This is a genomic window from Mesomycoplasma dispar (assembly GCF_000941075.1).
GTDB classification, from domain to species: domain Bacteria; phylum Bacillota_I; class Bacilli_A; order Mycoplasmatales; family Metamycoplasmataceae; genus Mesomycoplasma; species Mesomycoplasma dispar.
Genome location: NZ_CP007229.1, coordinates 278153 through 301328 on the forward strand (window position 1 = coordinate 278153; position 23176 = coordinate 301328).

Here is a 23176-nt window from a genome sequence, read left to right on the forward strand (position 1 = left end):
CTTTTTATATGGAAATCCACACAGATTTAATGTCTAATGTAAAAAAAAGATTATTAGAATTAAAATATCTAGAAATTGATATTAAAAGTTTTTGTTCAACAAGAAATATATTTTTACATTATGAAAGTTTTTTCGAATGCAATGATTTATTTCGAAGAATACCTAATTTTTTATGAACTTATATTATGGATTTTTGCAATAGTGTTATCAATCCAATTGAGATAATTATCGGGATAAATTATAAGCAGGAAGATTATGTTTATAATTTAAGGTTAGAAGATATTCCAAAAACTGTGTTTTTTTCTAAAGAGCTTAAAAACTTTCATTTTTATGATGATATTAAATGTTTAATTATTAATTGGGAAAACGAAGAATATTGTTTGAAAAATAAAAATCCAAATGAGATAAACACCCCTCAGGTTTATTTTTCAGAAACTATCGATGATTCAAAAGGTAGCGAAATGGTAGTTGCTGCTTTTGAAAACTTTAACGATCTTGAAAAATGTGAATTTTCAATTTCTTATCCAACTATTTTTCGGCAAATGTTTAAATCCAAAAGTGAATTAAGGAAAATTGAAAATTTAATAATCAAAGAGATTCAGGAAAGTGTTCCATATGCAAAACCGAAAAATTTAGAAAATTATCAAGAAAAAATCTTTGATTTTCTATCAAAAAGATATGAATATAATTCAGAATTTGTAGATGTAAATAAGGAATATCTCGGAAAAAATTTAGAAAATATCTACAATTTGTTGTTAAAAGAGAATTATTACTTTGGAAAAGAATCGCAAATACATCCAATTAAAAACGTTTTCACTTTTGAAAGTTATCATAATTTACTTGAAAAATTTAAAAAATACGGAATTAAAAAACTTGATTTAAACATTGAAAATAGAGATAAATTTATTCTTAGTTGATTTGATAAATTTGGCGCTGAATACCGGAAGTATTGCACTCAACTTTTTGGCAAAGAAGGTCAGTTTTATTATGATAATTTAAATAAATGAACAAATAAAATTGAATTTATTTACTTATTGCAAATATTATTTGGTCCTAGATATGAAGATGATCTTGAATATCTTACTGTTCCTGATTATTTTATTTTGGAAAGTTGGGCGAAATTAAAACTTGAAAATTTCCAAATTTTCTATTTTGGCGGTGAAGAATATGGGTTTTTTGATGAAATAATTTCGAAATTTGATTCAAAAAAACCTGTTTTTTGGTTTAAACCATATTATCACTTTGCTTATAGAACCGATGTTGGTTGACTTTCCCCAATTGCATTAAAAAATTTCATTTTATTGTATGTTGGAGAGGAAAAAATTTATTATTGATTTTGCCATTCAAATTTATATGATGATATCTATCAAGGGAAGTATAAAATTTTAAAATATTATTTTAAAGAAAAATTAGTTAAACTAGAAAGAGAAATTTTTCTACGTGATGGTAAAGACCCACAGTTCTTTTTTGATTTGCCTAAAAAATATTATCTAACTAAAAATTTAATTGAATCATCTATCGGTGAATTGTTTTTATTTCGAGATGCAGTAGAAAAATTTTTAGAACTACAAGTTGATAAATATACTTATTTTTCGGATTTTATAAAGGATTCAAAAATTTATAACGAACAAGAAAAAGCAATAATTTTAAGGGAAAACTTTGATTTTTCTGAGAACTATTATGACGAAAATGACTATTTTGACAAAATCGCGAAAATAGATTTTCGTGGAGTGGGTAGCAAAAAAGCACAGGAGGACGAGGCAATGTTTGCCGAACTTTTTCCTGGTAAGAAACTATATTAAATTTTATAGAAAAACCAAATGCTAAATGTTGAAAAGGTGCACTTTTTATATGGAGAACCAAATAAATTTAATATCTAATTTAAAAAAAAGACCACTAATAGAATTAAAATATTTAGAAATTGACATAAAAAGTTTTTATTCAACCACAAATGTAATTAGTCATTATCGAGATTATCCAGATGGAAGACCTAAAAACAAAAAAATACCAGATTTTTTATGAGTTTATTCTATGCAACCTGACTGAATTGCTTATATGGAACCCGAATACAATTATATCAACCCGATTGAGACAGTTATTGGGATAAACTATAAGCAAGGAGATTATATTTACAATTTAAAATTAGAAGATATTCCAAAAACTGTGTTTTTTTCAAAAGAACTTAAAAACTTTCATTTTTATAATGATATTTATCTAAAAATAGATTTTTGGGAGAAAAAAATAAGAGATCAAGGTATTAATTGAGAGAAATATGAGCAAAATAGAATCAATTTGGAACCACATTTTTCAGCTTATTTAGGTGAAAATAGAGGTTCACAGGTGGTTGTTGTTGCTTTTGAAAATTTTAATAATGTAGAAAAATGTGAATTTTCAGTTTCTTACCCTACTATTTTTCTAGAAATATTTGAATCAAAAGATGAATTAAAGAAAATTGAAGGATTAATAATTAAAGAAGTTCAGGAGAGCGTTCCTTATGCTAAACCGAAAAATTTAGAAAATTATCAAGAAAAAATCTTTGATTTTTTATCGAAAAGATATGAATATAATTCAGAATTTGGTGATGTAAATAAAAAATATCTTGGAGAAAAAATAGAAAATATCTACAATTTATTGCTAAAAGACAAATATCATCCTAAAATAAATGCAAAAATACAGTCAATTCAAAATGTGTTTACTTTTGAAAGTTATAATAATTTACTTGAAAAATTTAAGAAATACGGGATCAAAAAACTCGATTTAAATATAGAAAATCGTGATAAATTTATCATTAGTTGATTTGATAAATTTGGTTCTGAATACCGGAAATATTGTATTGAACTTTTCGGCAAAAAAGGTCAATTTTATTATGATAATTTAAATAAATGAACAAATGAAATTGAATTTATCTATTTACTGCAAATATTATTCGGTCCTAGATATCAATTTGATAATGACTATCTTACTGAACCTGATTATCTTATTTTACCAAGTTGGGCGAAATTAAAACTTGAAAATTTTCAAATTTTTTACTTTGGCGGCGAAGAATACGGATTTTTTGATGAAATAATTTCAAAATTTGATTCAAAAAAACCAGTTTTTTGATATAAACCATATTACCAATCTTTTTATAGATCGAATCTTGGTTGAATTTCCCCCATTGCAGTAAAAAATTTCATTTTATTATATATTGACGGTGAAAAAATTTATTACTGATTTTGTCATTCAAACTTATACGATGATATTTATCAAGGTAAGTATGAAATTTTAAAATATTATTTTAAAGAAAAATTGGTAAAACTTGAAAAAGATATTTTTCTGCGTGATGGCAAAGATCCGCAATTCTTCCCTTGTTCATCACAAAAAGGCTGTCTTTCTAAAAACGTAATTGAATCATCTATTAATGAGTTAATTTTATTCCGCAACGCAATAAACAGATACTGGGAAGAAACTTTTGATGAGCATATGTATTTTTCAAACTTTGTAAAAAATTCAAATATATATAACAAAAAAGAGAAGGAATTGATTTTAGAAGAACACTTTGATTTTTCTTGGTACTGTTATGATGAAAATGACTATTTTGACAAAATCGCGAAAATAGATTTTCGTGGAGTGGGTAGCAAAAAAGCACAAGAGGATGAGAAAATGTTTGCTGAACTTTTTCCTGGTAAGAAACTATATTAAATTTTATAGAAAAACCAAATGCTAAACATTGAAAAGGTGCACTTTTTATATGGAGATCCACACAGATTTAATGTATAATGCGAAAAAAAGAACATAAGCATAGAGGCACAAGTTTAAAAATATATTTGTTCTTTTCATAACTAATGTTTTTTAGGGAAATCTATATCATTATTTAAATATTAATCAGTTATAGGTTTAAAATCTAAAATTGCATTTAAAGTTTCGCCTACATATTTTCTATAGCATTTTTGCATTAGATTTTAAAAAAACTTTTTCTTTATAATTTCACCAATTTTTCCCTTTTTTAATCACAGTCATAAAGTTTCTTTTTATAAATTGCCCGAAAATCAAAGTCTTTAATTTTTTCCTCAATGACAGTCAATCAATTTTCAATTGTTTTATTCGAGTTATAAATTTCGTTAAATACATCGTTTTTAAGAATTAAATCTTGTTCTTTTAGCGAATACAAACCCGATCTTTTTATAAACAAGTCAAAAGTTTTATATTCTTTTTTATATTTTTTTTCATATAAATTAATAGCTTTTGTTAGTTTTTCAAATTCTTGTTTTGAACCTTTAATTACATCTTTTCGTGTGTGATATTCGTTAGAATAAAGCCAAGAATCACCGTGCAAACCTGCAGGAAAGAGTTTTGGTTCGGTTCCTTCGCGTAAAAAAATGTCTTTTTCTAATTCATAAATCATATTTTTATAATAAATTCTTAATGATTCATATTTCCCTAAATAAACTAGATCATAAAATGGTGTGATACCGATTCAATAAAAAATATTTTCACCATCATGGTATAAAAAAATAAAATTGTGCAAAGCCAGTTGCGGAACTCACAATGTATCGCCAGTGACACAGTGTGAATACTGATTATTTAGTCAAAAAGTTGGTTTTTTTGAATCAATTTGTTCAATTATTTCCTGATGAATTCCATATTCTGAACCACCAAAGTAGAAAATTTCAAACTTTTCCTTGTTTAGCATAACTCAACTTGGAACAATTAATCAATCAGGGTTTGCTAAATATTCATCAATTAAAGTATGTTCAGGACCAAAAAACATCTGTAAAAGATAGAAAAATTCTAACTTATTTGTTCATAAATTTAGATCATTAAAATATTCAATTCCTTTTTTACCAAAAAGTTCATAGCAATGCTGCTTGTATTCTTGACCGAATTTATCAAGCCAGCTTAAGATATATTTCTCGCGATTTTCAATGTTTAGATTAACTTTTTTGATGTTGTATTTTGCAAATTTTTGCAAAATAATTTCATAAATTTCTAATGTTCTTACATTATAAGCCAATTTATACTTGTTTTTTAGTCCAGTTTTTCTTATTTTTTCAAGTTGTTTTTCAACTTTTTCACCTAAATATGACTTGTTTTTTTCGAAAAATTTACTATTATATTGATAGCGATTTGTTAAAAAATCAAAAATTTTTTCTTGATGATTTTCGATATTTTTCGGTTTTGCAAACGGAATTAGTTCTTCAATTTCCTTAATTATTAAGTCTTCGACTTCTTTTCTTTTTTCAAGTGAAGAAAATCCGTGCGTTAAATCTTTAGGGAAAGCAATTGAATATTGGCATTTTGCTGGATTTTCAAAGTCTTCAAGGGCGATAACAACTTTTGACCAACCTTGTCAATTTTCTTGAATATTAGTTATTTTTTTTGAAAAAATATCGTTAAAATCTACATCTTTTGATCAATTAGCATCAATAAATTTTTTAATTTTTTCTTCGTAAAAACTATATTTTTCAAGCGATTTTACAATAAAAGTTGCATTTCTTATCTCATCTAGATAAAGATGGTAAATATTGTCATCCTTTTTATATTGTAAAGCGATTAGATCCTCGATTGCATTGTTGTAATAATCGTCTAATCTACCCACAAATTGCACCATATCAATAAACGGAACTGCTTGTGGTTCTTTCCGCTTTAAAATTTCTTTTAAACTCTCATCTGAATAAGAAACATCAGAATCTATATTTCTAGTTGAGACAAATTTGGACTTATTTATGAAAATGTAAGCAGAATTTTCTAGTTTTTCATTAATTTTTTCCAACAATTTTTCCTCCAATTATTAAAGGTCTTTCATACAAAAAATGAGTTTTTTCATATGATTTCCTGAGATTTAATTTTGTTTGTCTATTATCAGGATAATGATTGAAATTCATAGCTTTTCTTTGAACATGAAAGTAATTGAACATTATCGTTTTTTTAACATTGTTGTTGTCTCTAACTTTTGGCTTACCATTTACTAACTCGATCTCACTATCTTTAATATCAATTACGTCATCTAATAAACTATTCTCACCTACATATCATTTTTCCTTATCAAAATCACCATCATCATTTAAATAACCGTTAGTTATTTGACTAAAACCCAAAATTGTATTTAAAGTTGTAGCTGTTGCAGTTGCCAATTCAAACATTTGGTCGCGACTTTGAGAGTAAAAATCAACATATTTTCCAAATTTTTCAGGTAGAGATTTGTTAAGCGAAGAATAAACACCAAGATCTGTTATTTTTGACAGAAAAATATCTGCAAACAATCTATAATTGACAGCAAAGATTCACGCAAGATAAAAATTAATTTCTTGACTACTTATAATAACAGACCCTGTCAAATCTGAAAGATATGCAAGATGGATTCCATCAAATTTTTTAAGTTGTTCTTCATCTGAAACAACTAAAAGTGATCGTCTTTGCGGCAGCAATTGCTTCGTCTTTTTTGATTGGTTTATCTTTTTTAAACACATCATCAGCTTCAATTTTTTCAATATAACCAACAGATTGCCCTCAACTACCTAGACCACCAAAAACATTATCAGCAGGTATTGAATCGGCAATACTTTTTCCAACTTCATGTAAAGCATAGGTTCCTGTGGCCGCAATAATTGCCCCACCAATTGCTCAAACAATCGCTGGAATCGCAAAAAAGAAAGTTTTTTCAATTTTTTTATATTTAACTAAAGCATCAAAATCAAGATCATAACCACGAAAAACAAGGTGTGGAGTCTTGTTTTTTAAGTAGATTTTTCCTATTTCATTAAAAATTTTTAATTCTTTACTATTAACTAAAACTTCACCATTTGGTTTAACTATCAAATTAAAATATTGATCATTATTGATTTTTAAATTAGTAGAAGTTTGTTGAATTAGACTAAAAGATTTTTTTAATTTAGATTCAATTATTAAGTTTTGGCCATCTTCTTGGACACTTTTTAGTTCTAGAAAATCACTAAAATTAGCGATTTTCTTATTATAATTTTCATCAAAATCGCGATTTAAAACATTAAAATTTTGTTTTAAAATTGTTTTCTGTTGGTAAGTTAAGGGGATTATAGTTGATAAACTAAGTGCGCTAAAAGAAAAAAATTAGCTATATATTTAAGGATTTTGATTTTCCTTTTCATTATTCACCTAAAAACTAATATTTTTTGTTTTAATTAGATCAAAAATCACTTTTATCACAACAAATATTAGAGTTAATTTTACAACAATAAAACAAAAATTTTAAAAATTTTATAAAAACTAATTCGAATTTAGGAATTCTTTTATTTGATTTGAAGGAATGAAAAACGAGATACCTTGGACTGGTTTTTCGTTTACAAGTCGTGATGTCATTATTCCGATAACTTTATTTTTACTATTTAAAACAGGGCCGCCACTATTCCCTGGTTCGATTGTTATATTACTTCGAACAAAAATACCTTCATTTTCTAACTTATTAGTGCCCGAAACAATTCCTTTGTTAATTGTAAGACCAAGATTATGCGGGTTTCCGATTGTAAAAATTTCTTCACCGTAGTTAAAATTTGTTTCTAATTCAAGATTTTTAGATTTTGACTTTAATTCCAAACTTAATATGTCATATTTTTTTGAAATATTAATAATTTTAGATTTAGTATAATCTTTTTCGTTTGCAAAACGGTAAAAAATATCGGTTTTATCGGCATCATCAAGAATGTGCTTGTTTGTGATGATCATATTATCCAAAACAAAACCAGTTGCATAAAAGTTTTGTTCATTTTTTTTAATTTTAATTTCAACAATTGAATTTAAAAGATTATCCAAGTTAATTTTATAACTTAAATTAACTTTTTGATTTGCTAGCAAGGTAATGTTTGCAACTAATAATCCAAAATTTATGCTTAAAAACAAACCTATCAAACTATATTTTTTGTTCAATTTTTTCATTTTTCATTTAAAACTTTCACAAAAGACAGAAAAAAATTTTTATGTTCAAAGTTGAATCTAAGGTTAGTTAAAATTTTTCTATTTTAGATAAATTTTAAATTTTTTTCAAAAATACAACATTTTTAACATATTTTTGAAAAAAATTTATTATATGCTAAAATTTTAAAAACAATGCTTCATTAACTGTTAAAATTATAATTATTTATTAAAAAAAAAGGAAATTTAATGAAGAAACGACTGAAATTTTTTAAATTTATTGTAAATATTATCGCATTTTCTTCAATAACTGTAAGTGTTTTTGCACCACTTTGGCACTTTCAAAATACAAAAAATCATTCAGATTTTAAAGTACAAACTCGTGATTTAAACATACCAAATTCAAAAAAACTTGTAAATTTCAAAGATTTAGTGCAAATTACTTCAACTACAAACGAACAAAATTCATTAATTATTAACGCCAATATTGAAAAAAACAGAATACAAATAAACAAGACAAGCACTAAATCTGATGTTCCTAATTTTGATGATATAAAAATCAAAATTAATCAAAATGGCGATGTAATTTTGAATAGTCTTTCGCTTGAAATTGTTAACAAAAAAGCTATTCTGTATTTTGAAGATGAAAAACCAAAACTAAAATTTGAAAATCATATTGTTGATTTTGAAGAATTACTAAAACCAACTCGAGTTGAAAAAACCTTATTTTTCTTACTACCTTTTATTCCATTTATTGCAAAAGCTGTAGCGGCTGTAGTTGCAACAGTTGCCGTTACAACAGTAGCAGTTAAAATGCCAGATATCGTTAGTGATATTGGTAGATGAATTGATAGCGGCACTAGAAGCCGCTATGAGTCAAATAATAGCGAAATCATTTCAAAAACTGAGAGTTCAATTGTTGTTGATTTAGATAGCCTACCAAGAGAAGAAGGTGAATCTAAAATTAGGACAAAAGAAAAAACAGAATCAAAAGCAAAAGCAAAAACAAAAGCAAAAGCAAATGTTATAACACTTTCTATTGTAAAAGACAAGAAAAGTTTACAGAAATACAAAGGAATCCATCTTGCTTGATTTTTTAATTTTCATGACAAAGATCTAACACCCCATTTTGTTATTAGTGAACAAGAAATATCAGAAACTCAAGCTTGGGCATTGGCAGTTGGAAGCTTACTAGCCCAGTCAAAATTAACTCAAATTGTTATTGATAATTTGCTCCCTAGTTCAATAAAAAATAATGTTGGTAAAAATAAGGATGATCGTAAAAATATGAATTTAAAACTAAATTCCCCTGTAGATTTTTATTCAAATAATCGATTAGTTATGCGAGCTTTAGCCGAAAAAACAAGAGATACAGCAAATTTTATTTTAGGGAAAAGTAGTTGAATATCAGATGACAATAATTTAAATAAAAATCACCATTTTTCTAAAAGTCATTTTGTTGTTGGAAATGGTCTAGCAAGAGATCCAATTGATTGAACTAAGCCTGAAAATGTATTTATTATTCCTAATCGTAAGTCTAAACCAAATAAAGAATACCAAAATGTCTTTTTTCCTAGTTTTCACGTAAGAAGATTAATATTTAAAGATAATTGAGTAGATAGAGATAAAATGCTAAATGTTGAAAAGGTGCACTTTTTATATGGAGATCCACACAGATTTAATGTATAATGCAAAAAAAAGACTATTAATAGAACTAAAATATCTAGAAATTGATATTAAAAGTTTTTGTTCAACCCTAAGAATACTTCCTCATCACGAAGGTTTTTTTGAATGCGCTGATTTATTTTGAAGAATACCTAATTTTTTATGAACTTATATTATGGATCTTTACAATGATGTTATCAATCCAATTGAGATAATTATCGGGATAAATTATAAGCAGGAAGATTATGTCTATAATTTAAGATTAGAAGATATTCCAAAAACTGTGTTTTTTTCAAAAGAACTTAAAAACTTTCATTTTTATGATGATATTAAATGTTTAATCGATGATTGGGAAAACGAAGAATATTGCTTGAAAAATGAAAATCAGAACAAGATAATCACCCCTCAGGTTTATTTTTCAGAAACTATCGATGATTCAAAAGATGACAGAATGGTAGTTGTTGCTTTTGAAAACTTTAACGATCTTGAAAAATGTGAATTTTCAATTTCTTATCCAACTATTTTTCGGCAAATGTTTAAATCAAAAGATAAACTAAAAGAAATTGAAAATTTAATAATCAAAGAAATTCAGGAAAGTGTTCCATATGCAAAACCAAAAAATTTAGAAAATTATCAAGAAAAAATCTTTGATTTTTTATCAAAAAGATATGAATATAATTCAGAATTTGTAGATGTAAATAAGGAATATCTCGGAAAAAATTTAGAAAATATCTACAATTTGTTGTTAAAAGAGAATTATTACTTTGGAAAAGAATCACAAATACATCCAATTAAAAACGTTTTCACTTTTGAAAGTTATCATAATTTACTTGAAAAATTTAAAAAATACGGAATTAAAAAACTTGATTTAAACATTGAAAATAGAGATAAATTTATTCTTAGTTGATTTGATAAATTTGGCGCTGAATACCGGAAGTATTGCACTCAACTTTTTGGCAAAGAAGGTCAGTTTTATTATGATAATTTAAATAAATGAACAAATAAAATTGAATTTATTTACTTATTGCAAATATTATTTGGTCCTAGATATGAAGTTGATCTTGAATATCTTATTGATCCTGATTATTTTATTTTGGAAAGTTGGGCGAAATTAAAACTTGAAAATTTCCAAATTTTTTACTTTGGCGGTGAAGAATATGGGCTTTTTGATGAAATAATTTCAAAATTTGATTCAAAAAAACCTGTTTTTTGGTTTAAACCATATTATCACTTTGCTTATAGAACCGATGTTGGTTGGCTTTCCCCAATTGCATTAAAAAATTTTATTTTATTGTATGTTGGAGAGGAAAAAATTTATTATTGATTTTGCCATTCAAATTTATATGATGATATCTATCAAGGGAAGTATAAAATTTTAAAATATTATTTTAAAGAAAAATTAGTCAAACTAGAAAGAGAAATTTTTCTACGTGATGGTAAAGACCCACAGTTCTTTTTTAATTTGCCTAAAAAATATTATCTAACTAAAAATTTAATTGAATCATCTATCGGTGAATTGTTTTTATTTCGAGATGCAGTAGAAAAATTTTTAGAACTACAAGTTGATGAACATACGCATTTTTCGGATTTTATAAAGGATTCAAAAATTTATAATGAACAAGAAAAAGCAATAATTTTAAGGGAAAACTTTGATTTTTCCGATGAGAATAGATATTTTAAAAAAATAAGAAATATCGACTTTCGCGGAAAATATAGCAAAAAAGCACAAGAGGATGAGAAAATGTTTGCTGAACTTTTTCCTGGTAAGAAACTATATTAAATTTTATAGAAAAACCAAATGCTAAATGTCGAAAAGGTGCACTTTTTATATGGAAATCCACACAGATTTAATGTCTAATGTAAAAAAAAGATTATTAGAATTAAAATATCTAGAAATTGATATTAAAAGTTTTTGTTCAACAAGAAATATATTTTTACATTATGAAAGTTTTTTCGAATGCAATGATTTATTTCGAAGAATACCTAATTTTTTATGAACTTATATTATGGATTTTTGCAGTGGTGCTATCAATCCAATTGAAATAATTATCGGAATAAATTATAAGCAGGAAGATTATGTCTATAATTTAAGATTAGAAGATATTCCAAAAACTGTGTTTTTTTCAAAAGAACTTAAAAACTTTCATTTTTATGATGATATTAAATGTTTAATTATTAATTGGGAAAACGAAGAATATTGTTTGAAAAATAAAAATCAAAATGAGATAAACACCCCTCAGGTTTATTTTTCAGAAACTATCGATGATTCAAAAGGTAGCGAAATGGTAGTTGTTGCTTTTGAAAACTTTGATGATCTTGAAAAATGTGAGTTTTCAGTTTCTTATCCAGTTATTTTTCGGCAAATGTTTAAATCAAAAGATAAACTAAAAGAAATTGAAAATTTAATAATCAAAGAAATTCAGGAAAGTGTTCCATATGCAAAACCGAAAAATTTAGAAAATTATCAAGAAAAAATCTTTGATTTTTTATCAAAAAGATATGAATATAATTCAGAATTTGTAGATGTAAATAAGGAATATCTCGGAAAAAATTTAGAAAATATCTACAATAAGTTGCTAAAAAAGAACTACCATTTTGGAAAAGAATCGCAAATACATCCAATTAAAAACGTTTTCACTTTTGAAAGTTATCATAATTTACTTGAAAAATTTAAAAAATACGGAATTAAAAAACTTGATTTAAACATTGAAAATAGAGATAAATTTATTCTTAGTTGATTTGATAAATTTGGTGCTGAATATCGGAAGTATTGCACTCAACTTTTTGGTAAAGAAGGTCAGTTTTATTATGATAATTTAAATAAATGAACAAATAAAATTGAATTTATTTACTTATTGCAAATATTATTTGGTCCTAGATATGAAGTTGATCTTGAAAATCTTATTGATCCTGATTATTTTATTTTGGAAAGTTGGGCGAAATTAAAACTTGAAAATTTCCAAATTTTCTATTTTGGCGGTGAAGAATATGGGCTTTTTGATGAAATAATTTCAAAATTTGATTCAAAAAAACCTGTTTTTTGGTTTAAACCATATTATCACTTTGCTTATAGAACCGATGTTGGTTGACTTTCCCCAATTGCATTAAAAAATTTCATTTTATTGTATGTTGGAGAGGAAAAAATTTATTATTGATTTTGCCATTCAAATTTATATGATGATATCTATCAAGGGAAGTATAAAATTTTAAAATATTATTTTAAAGAAAAATTAGTCAAACTAGAAAGAGAAATTTTTCTACGTGATGGTAAAGACCCACAGTTCTTTTTTGATTTGCCTAAAAAATATTATCTAACTAAAAATTTAATTGAATCATCTATCGGTGAATTGTTTTTATTTCGAGATGCAGTAGAAAAATTTTTAGAACTACAAGTTGATGAACATACGCATTTTTCGGATTTTATAAAGGATTCAAAAATTTATAATGAACAAGAAAAAGCAATAATTTTAAAGGAAAACTTTGATTTTTCCGATGAGAATAAATATTTTAAAAAAATGGCAAAAATAGACTTTCGCGGAAAATATAGCAAAAAAGCACAAGAGGATGAGAAAATGTTTGCTGAACTTTTTCCTGGTAAGAAACTATATTAAATTTTATAGAAAAACCAAATGCTAAAAATTGAAAAGGTGCACTTTTTATATGGAGATCCACACAGATTTAATGTATAATGCAAAAAAAAGACTATTAATAGAACTAAAATATCTAGAAATTGATATTAAAAGTTTTGTTCATTTTTTTTAATTTTAACCTCGACAATTGATCTTAAAAAATATTATCTAAGCCGATTTTGTAATTTGAATTGATTTTTTGATCTGTTAGTAGAATAACATTTGCGAGTAATAATCCAAAATTTATACTTAAAAATAGACCAATAAAACTATATTTTTTGTTACATTTCTTCATTTTTTAAACTTTTATTATGAATACAAAACCATTTTTCAAAATTTTTAATCTTAAATGTCATTTTAATAATAATAAACAAAATTTAATTTTTTGAATTTTCTAATCTTTTATACATTTGGACAAAAGAAAAATTGCTGCTGTTTCTGAACGTAAAATTCGCTTTCCAAGCGAAACACTTTGAAAGTTAGATTTTTTTGCTAATTCAATTTCGGTTTCTTCAAAACCACCTTCAGGACCGACCATTATGATTGTTTTTTGGTCTGTTTCAGGAAAATTAGTATTACTTTTCTCGTTTTCAAAAGCAATTAATTTTACCGGAAAATTTTCAGATTTTTGTAAAACATCCCTATAATTCATAGGTAAATTTATTTTTGGAACTAAATTTCGAAAACTCTGTTGAGCGCTATGAAGGCAAATTTGTTCCCACCTTTTTAATTTTTTTGTTAAATCACCGTTCAATTTTTGACTAACATTTTTACTATAAAAGGGTCAAATTTCATTAACACCAATTTCGACTGCTTTTTGAATTGCAAATTCAAAAGCTTTTGTTTTTATCACGGCAATTGCTAAAACAACTTGGTTTTTTGGTTCATTGCTACCGTCAATTTTAACGATAATTTCGGCTTTATTTGAATTTTTAACCAATTTTACAAGATAAAATTGACCTTGATAGACACAAATGAAATTTTCATTTTTAATTCTTACTGTTTTAATATGATTTAGAGTTAAATCATCAAGTATGAAAAAATTTTCTTGTTTTTCATTAACAAAAAAGCGGAACATAAACAAAATTTTAATACAAAATTTAATAATTATTTAAAAATTAGTTTAAAATTGTTAAAATGAGGAAAAAAAATATGAAAAAATTATCAGCAAGCGAAATTAGACAACTTTGAATCGATTTTTTTCAAGAAAAAAACCACCTTTTTATTGAATCAAAACCACTTGTCCCCCAAAATGATGATTCTTTGCTTTGAATTAACTCGGGAGTAGCAACTTTAAAAGATTATTTTACGGGTAAAAAAATTCCGCCATCAAAACGACTTGTTAATTCACAAAAAGCACTTCGAACAAATGACATCGAAAATGTCGGAGTGACTTCACGACATCATACATTGTTTGAAATGTTAGGGAATTTTTCAATTGGAGATTATTTTAAAACAGAAGCGATCGATTTTGCCTATGAATTTTTAGTAAAAAGATTGGAATTAGACCCCGAAAAACTTTTTATTACTTATTACGATGGCGATGATCTTACCTTTGAAAAGTGGAAAAATTTAGGATTTTCTAAAGAAAAATTAATACCTGGAAATCGAAAAACCAACTTTTGGGATTTAGGGCAAGGCCCTTGTGGTCCGTGTACAGAAATTTATTTTGACCGTGGTGAAAAATTTGATAGCCGTGGAAGCGAATTAATAAAAAATGAAATTGAAAACGACCGTTTTATTGAAATTTGAAATATAGTTTTTTCCGAATTTAATAACGATGGACAGCAAAATTATGTGCCTTTAAAGTCAAAAAACATTGATACTGGTGCTGGTTTTGAGCGAATTGTTTCAATTTTGCAAGAAGGTCCAACTAACTATGACACCGACCTTTTTTTGCCAATTATTGCTGAAATTGAAAAAAATACTGATTTTCGTTATGATATTAATAATTATTTTTTAAAAAAACCAGCACAAACTGCAATTAACACTAGTTTTCGTGTAATTGCCGATCATATTCGCGCAATCACTTTTGCGATTAATGACGGAGTTATGCCCTCAAATTTGCATCGCGGCTACATAATTCGTCGCTTAATTCGAAGATCGTACTGAAATGGGAAAAAATTAGGAATTAATCAACCATTTTTATTTAAATTAGTGGAAATTGTTGGTAAAACCTTAGAGTATAATTTTGACATTCCAAAAATTAGCAAAATTATCCAACAAGAAGAGGAAAATTTTGCAAAAACACTCGAAATAGGTCATAATTTACTTCAAAATGAGCTAAAAATTAGTAAAAACTCAATAAAACCAGAAATAGTTTTTAAACTTTTTGAAACTTATGGTTTCCCCCCTGAACTTACTAAGGAAATTTTATTAGAGCATAATATTGAATTTAGCCTTGATTCATTGATAGAATTTCAAGAAAAACACGCTGAAATTTCAAGAGCAAAAACAGCAAAAGGAATGGAAAAAGTAATTGGCTCACTTGATCAGGTTCAGGGGAAAATTTCTGATTTTGTCGGTTATGATTCCCAAAAAGTTGAGGCTAAAATTAGTTTTTTAGCCAATGAAAACGACGAAATTTCCGAATCAAATAGTGAAAATTTATCCTATGCAATTTTTGACAGAACCCCTTTTTATGCAACAGCTGGTGGGCAAAAACACGATCAAGGTTGAATTATTCAGGATAATGAGAAAATTGAAATTCTAAATGTTTTTAAAGATAAATTTTTAAACAATGTCCATGTTTTTCGTGGAAAAGTCTATAAAAATGGACCTGTTTTTTTAATAGTTAACTCAGAAAACCGAATAAAATTAGAGCGAAATCACTCTGCTACTCACCTTTTATTTGCATCACTTCGTGCTCAATTTGGATCGCAAATTAAACAGTTAGGATCTGATAATAACGAAAACCGGTTAACTTTTGATTTCCCTTTTAGTCAAAAACCGAGCCAGGAAGAGATACAAACTGTCGAAAACCGCGTAAATTCATACATAAAGCAAGAAATTAACCGTAAATATTTGATTACAGACATTGGCGAAGCGCAAAAATTAAATGCAATTATGACACTTGAAGAATCCGAGTACATGGATCCAAATTCGCTTCGTCTTGTAATGTTTCCTGGAATTACAACGGATTTATGTGGGGGAACGCATATCGAAAACACAAAATTAATTGAAAAATTCACGATTTTAAGTTGTCAAAGTAAAGGTTCGGGAATTTACCGAATTCGTGCTGTTAGTTCTTGAGAAGAATATAATAAATTTTTAAAGGAAAAAATCACGGAAATTAACTTTAAAATTTCCACTTTAGTAAGTAAAGTTCAAAAAATTGAGCCTAATTTTAATCTAAATTTACCAGATTCATCTGATTTAAAACAGCAATTTAGTGAACTGGGAAAAATTGAAAAAAATCTTAAGGATTATTACAAACAGATATTAAAATTGAAAGCAAATCAGCTAAATTTTGAGCTTGATTTAAATAATTTAATCGAAATTAACGGTGTTAATTTCTATCTTGATTTCGATTTTTCATTTCCAAATTTAAAACAGTCAGCAGCGACACTAAGACAAAAGAATCCAAAAACATCCTTTGTTTTAGCATCTAATTTCGAAAATGATAACTATTTAATCACGGTTTCTTCTTCGATTTTAAAGTCTGATTTGATTCTTAATAAAATTTTGGAAATCTATGATGGTTCAGGGGGCGGAAATGCTAAAATTGCCCAAGGAAAAATTGGAAAAAAACCAGAAAAAGAAACAATAATTCAGCTTTTATGGAAAATCAGTTCCGAATTTTAGCGCTAGATTTAGGCGTTAAATCTTGTGGTTTTGCAATTTCAGACTCTGAAGGAAAAATTTCCTATCCACTTGAACAATTCAATTTTAAAAGATATGATTTTGCCAGTGTAGTTTCGCGAGTTGATTTTTGAAAAAAACACTACCAAATTTCCACAATTGTTTTAGGATATCCGCTAACTTTAGGTGGAAAGGAATCGCCGCGGACAAAAATGGTGGAAAATTTTGCGAATTTATTAACAAAAAGTCTTAAAATTACAGTTGTTTTTCAAGATGAACGACTTTCGACAAAAGAAGCTGAAACTTTTTTACTTGATATAGGTCTTTCCTTTAAAAAAAGACAGAAAGTGATCGACAAAATGGCAGCGCAAATAATTTTAGAAAGATTTTTAGAAACTAAAAATGGAAACGAAAAACACTAAAAAATCAAAAAAGCAAGTAATTAACCTTTCTGATAAAGATCGAGTTATACTTGCTAACAAAAATCTTGATCCTAAAAAACCTGAACTAGAAAAGTTTTACTCACTTTTTTATACAGAATTTGAAGATGGAAGAATTTTTTCAGTAGTTTTTGATGAATCAAGGAACATTCTCGCTTTTCAAATTGATGATAAAACTTGAGAAACCATTAAAACATTTTCTGAATTTGACGATGAAACACTTGATATTCTTGAATTGCAAATTGATGAATTCTTTGATAATAACAGTTTCATTTTTGAAGGTAAAGAAATCGAACCTAATTTATTTTTCAATAATTTAGCCGATGATTCTGACTATGATGATATAATAGAAAAATTTCGTGATAAACAAGCAATCGAACTTCCTAGTAAAAAAAGTAAAAATTAAAAAAACACTATAAAAACAAAGGTGAATTTAGGAATGAAACTAATTGTTGGCCTTGGTAATCCAGGTGAAAAATATGCTCAAACTAAACATAATGTCGGTTATTGAACTCTCGATTTGTTAGCAGAAAGATTGGGGCTTAGTTTTGACCAGAAAACGGAAAATGGCATTTATTGCAAACAAAGTGATTTTATTCTTGCAAAACCGACAACTTTTATGAACAAATCTGGCGATTTTGTACAAGAATTAATCAAATTTTACAAAATTAACATTCAAGATGTAATGATTGTCTATGATGATATGAGTTTTGAAATTGGACAAGCGACAATAAAAGCCACTGGGAGTGCCGGCGGTCAGCGAGGAATGGCTAATATTATTGAAAAATGTGGTACAAAAGAGATAAAAAGACTTAAAATTGGCATTTCGCGTGGCGAAAATGCAAAAGAATACGTGCTTTCACCCTTTGATATTTATGCCAAAACTAAAGTTAAAAATGTCGTAGAACAAGCAGTTAATATTTTGATTTTTTACCTATCAAATAGCTTTATGACCACGGTTGAAAAATTTAATGCAAACAAAAACAAAGCCTAAAGAAAAATATTTAATTGCTGTCTCAGGCGGTTCAGATTCGATGTTTTTGCTTAACAAATACAAAAAAAAAGATGTCATAGTTGCTCATATAAACTATAATTTAAGACCAGAAGCAATTTTTGAGACAATTTTAGTGGCGAAATTTTGCCAGAAACACAATTTAAAATTGAAAATTTTATCCTTTGATAGTTTTAGAATTAGTGGAAATTTGCAAAATGAGTTAAGGAAAGCACGCTATAAATTTTTTCAGCATCTTTATGAACAATTTAATTGCACAAAATTGCTAGTTGCTCACCATCGAAACGACTTTCTTGAAACAGTTTTTTTGCAAAAAAACAAAGAAAAAATTGTATCATTTTGAGGAATTCGCAAAAAAAATTACCTTTTTAATATGCAGATTTTAAGACCACTTTTACATTCAAAGACAAAAAAACAAATTCTTTACCAGTGCCAGAAAAAATCGATACCTTTTCTTGATGATAGTTCAAATTTTACTGGCAAATATCAACGAAATCGAGTTAGATTTTTATTGGAAAAAAGGAGTAATTTTTCCCTTTTTTTTCTTTTTTTACTATATTATTTCATTAATTTGTTTAAACTATTAATGCTAAAATATCAAAAAAAAATTTTTCAAAAATGGGAAAAAACAGGGTATAATATTAAGAACTTTAAGAAAATTAGAATAAAATCAGGAGTTGTTTTTTTATATATTAATCAAAATTTTGAAGAAATTAATTTAACAAAGGGGAAAATTAAATCAATTATCGATTTTATTTGCGCAAAATCAGCTAATGGCATATTTTTACTGAAAAAAAATAATTATATAATTAAAAAAAAATGAAAAATATACGCAAAATCTAGTAAAATTTAATAAGCATTTGTAATTATTTACAAAATGAAAGGAAAATTATGCAAGCTAAAACTAGAAAGAAACCTTCTATGGGCTTAATAATCTTTTTAGTAATACTTTTAGCTATAGTTGGTTATTTGCTTTACTATTTTTTGCAACCTCGCCTTAAGGTTGTAAATCTTTCTTATTTCGAAGATCGTCTTGTTGAAAATGCAAAAAGCACAACAGATAATAACTTCTTTTATTCAGTCATTTTTGATATTAATAGTTATCGAATTCGTGTTGTTGACTCGCAAAATGGCGATCCAGTTGCTTATGCAGTAATTGCAAATCCTCATGTAATTGGAAAATTCCAGTCAGGTTCAGCGTTATTAAGTCCAGCAATTAAAAACCAACTTGAAAACACAAATATTTCAACATATTCTGAACTAGTTTCACTTGCAATTAAAACTAGCAAATCTAATTACGCCGTTCTTCCCGCGAATAAACTTGATATAGTTAACTCACTTTTAAAACTAGTAGGCACTGACGGTTATCATAGGGATTTTATTCCTTCAATTTCTTCAGCTGATCTGCCATCGCCTTCATTTCTTCAAGTTATTATTTCACTTCTTCCAATTATAGTTCCATTGTTTATATTTTTTTGATTTATTTTTCGAATGAATCGAAATTCACAAGGTGGGTCTGGATTTTTCAATCCAGGGAAAAACCAAGCAATTCGTATTAAATCAGATAAAAAATATAGTGATGTTGCTGGAAACGGTGAAGCCAAAGAGGAAATTGCTGAATTTATAGACTATTTAAAAAATCCAACTCGATATGCTGCTGCGGGAGCAAAAATTCCACGCGGAATTTTATTAGGCGGTCCTCCAGGAACTGGAAAAACCTTGTTGGCAAAAGCGACTGCTGGTGAAGCGAATGTGCCGTTTTTCTTTGTTTCTGCATCGAATTTTGTCGAATTATATGTCGGAGTTGGTGCGAAAAGAGTTCGCGAATTATTCAAAGATGCCCGCACTGATTCTCCAGCGATAATTTTTATTGACGAACTTGATGCAATTGGACGTTCTCGTGGATCTGGAATTGGCGGTGGTAACGACGAGAGAGAACAAACTCTCAACCAACTTTTAGTTGAAATGGACGGAATGGTTGAAAATTCTGGGCTTTTAGTGATTGCAGCAACAAATAGAACCGATGTTCTTGACCCCGCGCTTTTACGTCCCGGACGATTCGACCGTTCAATAATTGTTGGACTTCCTGATATAAAAGAACGTGAAGAAATTCTAAAATTACACGCTAAAGGAAAGAGAATTTCAAAAAATATTACCTTGGCAAATATTGCAAAAAGAACACCTGGATTTTCAGGAGCTCAACTTGCTAATGTTATAAATGAAGCAACATTACTTTCAGTTCGTGAAAAAACTCAAGTTATTACAAGCGAACAAATCGATGAAGCAATTGATAGAGTAATTGGCGGTCCAGCGAAAAAAAATCGTGTAATTACTGAAAAAGAAAGAATTATGGTCGCTTATCATGAAGCGGGACATGCCGTTGTTGGCCTTAAATTAAAATCAGGTGTTAAAGTTCAAAAAATTACAATTGTTCCACGTGGAAACAGTGGTGGATATAACTTAATGTTGCCTGAAGAGGAAAAATACAATAGCACAAAATCGGAACTTTTAGCATCAATTGCCGCTTTTATGGGTGGACGTGCCGCTGAGGAAATTAAATACGGTAAGCCTGAAATTTCATCAGGGGCAGCAAATGATATCGAAAAAGCAACGAAAATTGCCCGTAAAATGGTAACTGAATGAGGGATGTCCTCACTTGGGCCAATTCAATATGAACAAGATCAATCATCACCGTTTTTAGGAAGAGATTATATTAAAAATGCATCTTTTTCTTCAAAAGTAGGTCATGAAATTGATATTGAAATTCGGCAAATTATTTCTGATTCTTACAAAAAAGCCTTTGATACAATTAATGATAATTTGTTATTACTCGAGTTAATCAAAGACACTTTATTGGAAAAAGAAACAATTGTTTATGAAGAAATTCAGCAATTAGCACAGACACTTTCCCCTCTTCCAACAAAAGTTACAACTGATGAAAACAAAGCGGTTAAACCGGCAGAAATTCTAGAAGAATTATTAAAAGTTGAACCCGAAGATGATGAAGAATCAGAAGAAAAATCTGACAAACAATCAAATAGTCAATCAGAAAAAAAATCAAGTAAAAAGTGCGATTGCACATTTAATCATAACGATGATGAATATTCCGACCATGAAGATAAATAAAAAGATGCAATAAAATAAAGAACTTTAATAACAACCAGATAAAAATAATTTAATAATTTTTAAAATTAAACCCTAATTTATTTCCTAATTTTATCTTTTGAGTTTAATCGAGTAGGAAAGGTTTTATTTTCACAAATAAATTTATTTTACTAATTAAGGAAATGAAATTATGTCAAAACTAAATGATCAACAACAATTTCGCCGAAAAAAACTTCAAAACTTGCAAGATCAAGGCTTTAATTTTCCTAAATCAAAATTTGAACATGATAATTTAGTTAAAATAAATGAAAAATTTGCTGAAAAACCACAACATTTTTTTGTTGAACACCAAATAAAAATTACTTTTGCTGGTCGTCTACTTCGTCAACGCGGACCTTTTTTTATAATTTTTAGTCAAAACCTACAATTTCAGGTTTATATTTCTAAACAATTTCAAACTGAAAACAATTTCACTTTTGCTAATCTCGACCTTGGTGACATTGTCGAAATTTCAGGTTATCTTTTTAAAACTCAAACTAATCAAATTAGCGTTAAGGTTGATACTTTTTCAATTCTAACAAAATCATTACACCCTTTACCTGATCAATATTATGGAATTGAAAATCCTGATGAAAAATACCGTAAACGCTATCTTGATTTGCTTGTAAATCCAGAATCACGTCAAACCTTTTTAAATCGTAGCAAAATTATTTCCTTAATTCGTAATTTTTTCGATTCGCAAGGATTTTTAGAAGTTGATACTCCAGTTTTGCAGCCAGTTTTAGGTGGTGCAGCCGCAAAACCGTTTATTACTTTTTACAATTCATTAAGTCAAAATTTTTACCTTCGAATTGCAACTGAATTGCCGCTTAAAAAATTGCTAGTTGGTGGTTTTGATGCTGTCTATGAAATTGGCAAAATTTTTCGCAACGAAGGTTTTGACACAACTCACAATCCGGAATTTACTTCAATCGAATTTTATCAAGCTTATGCTGATTTGAATAAAATAATGGATCAAACCGAAAATTTATTTCGTTTTTTATTCGAAAAACTAAATTTAAATTTAGAAAATTTTAATTTTGCTAATCACAAAATTAACTTTTTAAATAAATTTGCCCGCTATGATATGGTTGAAATTACTTCAAAATTAATGAATTTTGACATAAAAAGCGCCGATTTTCCCACTTTAGTTGAAATCGCTAAAAAAGAGGGGATTAAAATCGAACCTTTTTTTGCCAAAGGTCATTTAATTAATAAATTTTTCGAAAAATTTGTTGAGCCAACACTAATAAATCCTACATTTATTACAGGTCATCCAATTGAAATTTCCCCACTTGCAAAATCAAATCCGCTCAATCCTAATTTCACATTAAGAGCCGAATTGTTTATTGTAGGGAAAGAATTTGCAAATATGTTTGACGAATTAAATGATCCAATCGATCAATTAGCCCGTTTTCAAGCACAAATTAGCGAAAAAGACAAAGGAAATCAAGAAGCTTCCGAAATTGACTACGAATTTGTTCAGGCACTCGAATACGGAATGCCCCCTGCAGCTGGATGTGGAATTGGTATTGACAGACTTGTAATGCTTTTAACAAACAACGAATCAATTCGTGAAGTTATTTTATTTCCGCAATTAAAATCGAAAAAGGATTAAT

17 protein-coding genes are annotated in these 23176 nt (G+C 27.5%); 12 read left to right on the forward strand and 5 right to left on the reverse strand.

The features are described 5' to 3' along the window. The first annotated feature begins 8 nt into the window (after positions 1-8). Positions 9-1802, forward strand: a complete 1794-nt coding sequence (locus MDIS_RS01070; protein WP_052506201.1) for a hypothetical protein — start codon at positions 9-11, stop codon at positions 1800-1802. Between the two features lie 49 nt (positions 1803-1851). Further along, positions 1852-3681: a hypothetical protein gene (locus MDIS_RS01075; RefSeq protein ID WP_052506202.1), complete on the forward strand. Its 1830-nt coding sequence runs from the start codon at positions 1852-1854 to the stop codon at positions 3679-3681. 304 nt (positions 3682-3985) lie between these two features. On the opposite strand, the gene MDIS_RS01080 is transcribed toward MDIS_RS01075, so the two are convergent. The 4 genes from MDIS_RS01080 to MDIS_RS01095 all read right to left on the reverse strand — a co-directional run bounded on the left by MDIS_RS01080 (position 3986) and on the right by MDIS_RS01095 (position 7890). Continuing rightward, positions 3986-5752: a hypothetical protein gene (locus tag MDIS_RS01080; protein ID WP_084217529.1), complete on the reverse strand. Its 1767-nt coding sequence runs from the start codon at positions 5750-5752 to the stop codon at positions 3986-3988. Beyond that, positions 5739-6407: a hypothetical protein gene (locus tag MDIS_RS01085; protein WP_044635266.1), complete on the reverse strand. Its 669-nt coding sequence runs from the start codon at positions 6405-6407 to the stop codon at positions 5739-5741. Before MDIS_RS01085 ends, MDIS_RS01080 begins: the two co-directional genes overlap by 14 nt. Next, the gene (locus MDIS_RS01090) at positions 6355-6798 is read right to left on the reverse strand and encodes a hypothetical protein (RefSeq protein ID WP_044635267.1); all 444 of its coding nucleotides are present in this window, start codon (positions 6796-6798) and stop codon (positions 6355-6357) included. Before MDIS_RS01090 ends, MDIS_RS01085 begins: the two co-directional genes overlap by 53 nt. A 426-nt stretch (positions 6799-7224) precedes the next feature. Next, a complete protein-coding gene (locus MDIS_RS01095) occupies positions 7225-7890 on the reverse strand; it encodes a S1C family serine protease (protein ID WP_044635263.1) in 666 nt (221 codons plus the stop codon). A gap of 225 nt (positions 7891-8115) precedes the next feature. On the opposite strand from MDIS_RS01095, the gene MDIS_RS01100 reads away from it, so the two are divergent. Genes MDIS_RS01100 through MDIS_RS01110 form a run of 3 tightly spaced genes read left to right on the forward strand, consistent with a single transcriptional unit; the run spans position 8116 to position 13142 of the window. After that, on the forward strand, positions 8116-9555 hold the full coding sequence (locus MDIS_RS01100; protein ID WP_044635268.1) for a hypothetical protein: 1440 nt from the start codon (positions 8116-8118) through the stop codon (positions 9553-9555). Beyond that, complete coding sequence (locus MDIS_RS01105; protein WP_052506203.1) at positions 9527-11311, forward strand: hypothetical protein; 1785 nt, start codon at positions 9527-9529, stop codon at positions 11309-11311. Before MDIS_RS01100 ends, MDIS_RS01105 begins: the two co-directional genes overlap by 29 nt. Before the next feature lie 49 nt (positions 11312-11360). Further along, entirely contained in the window at positions 11361-13142 is a 1782-nt protein-coding gene (locus tag MDIS_RS01110; protein WP_052506204.1) for a hypothetical protein, read from the forward strand. A gap of 412 nt (positions 13143-13554) precedes the next feature. Here the strand turns inward: MDIS_RS01110 and MDIS_RS01115 are convergent, their stop codons facing one another. Next, positions 13555-14238, reverse strand: a complete 684-nt coding sequence (locus MDIS_RS01115) for a 16S rRNA (uracil(1498)-N(3))-methyltransferase (protein ID WP_044635269.1) — start codon at positions 14236-14238, stop codon at positions 13555-13557. A 74-nt stretch (positions 14239-14312) separates the two neighbouring features. On the opposite strand from MDIS_RS01115, the gene alaS reads away from it, so the two are divergent. From alaS to lysS, 7 genes are all read left to right on the forward strand, one after another. Then, positions 14313-16964 (forward strand): alanine--tRNA ligase, encoded by a 2652-nt coding sequence (gene alaS, locus MDIS_RS01120; protein ID WP_044635270.1) that lies wholly within the window; start codon positions 14313-14315, stop codon positions 16962-16964. Then, a complete protein-coding gene (ruvX, locus tag MDIS_RS01125) occupies positions 16940-17383 on the forward strand; it encodes a Holliday junction resolvase RuvX (protein WP_044635271.1) in 444 nt (147 codons plus the stop codon). The genes alaS and ruvX overlap by 25 nt, the downstream gene beginning before the upstream one ends. Next, entirely contained in the window at positions 17364-17807 is a 444-nt protein-coding gene (locus tag MDIS_RS01130; RefSeq protein ID WP_044635272.1) for a hypothetical protein, read from the forward strand. The genes ruvX and MDIS_RS01130 overlap by 20 nt, the downstream gene beginning before the upstream one ends. 33 nt (positions 17808-17840) lie before the next feature. Next, positions 17841-18395: an aminoacyl-tRNA hydrolase gene (gene pth, locus MDIS_RS01135; protein ID WP_044635273.1), complete on the forward strand. Its 555-nt coding sequence runs from the start codon at positions 17841-17843 to the stop codon at positions 18393-18395. Then, on the forward strand, positions 18373-19266 hold the full coding sequence (gene tilS, locus MDIS_RS01140) for a tRNA lysidine(34) synthetase TilS (RefSeq protein WP_044635274.1): 894 nt from the start codon (positions 18373-18375) through the stop codon (positions 19264-19266). Before pth ends, tilS begins: the two co-directional genes overlap by 23 nt. A 38-nt stretch (positions 19267-19304) precedes the next feature. Beyond that, positions 19305-21539, forward strand: a complete 2235-nt coding sequence (gene ftsH / locus MDIS_RS01145; RefSeq protein WP_044635275.1) for an ATP-dependent zinc metalloprotease FtsH — start codon at positions 19305-19307, stop codon at positions 21537-21539. A gap of 166 nt (positions 21540-21705) precedes the next feature. Then, positions 21706-23175, forward strand: a complete 1470-nt coding sequence (gene lysS, locus MDIS_RS01150) for a lysine--tRNA ligase (RefSeq protein WP_197722424.1) — start codon at positions 21706-21708, stop codon at positions 23173-23175. Position 23176: the final 1 nt, after the last annotated feature.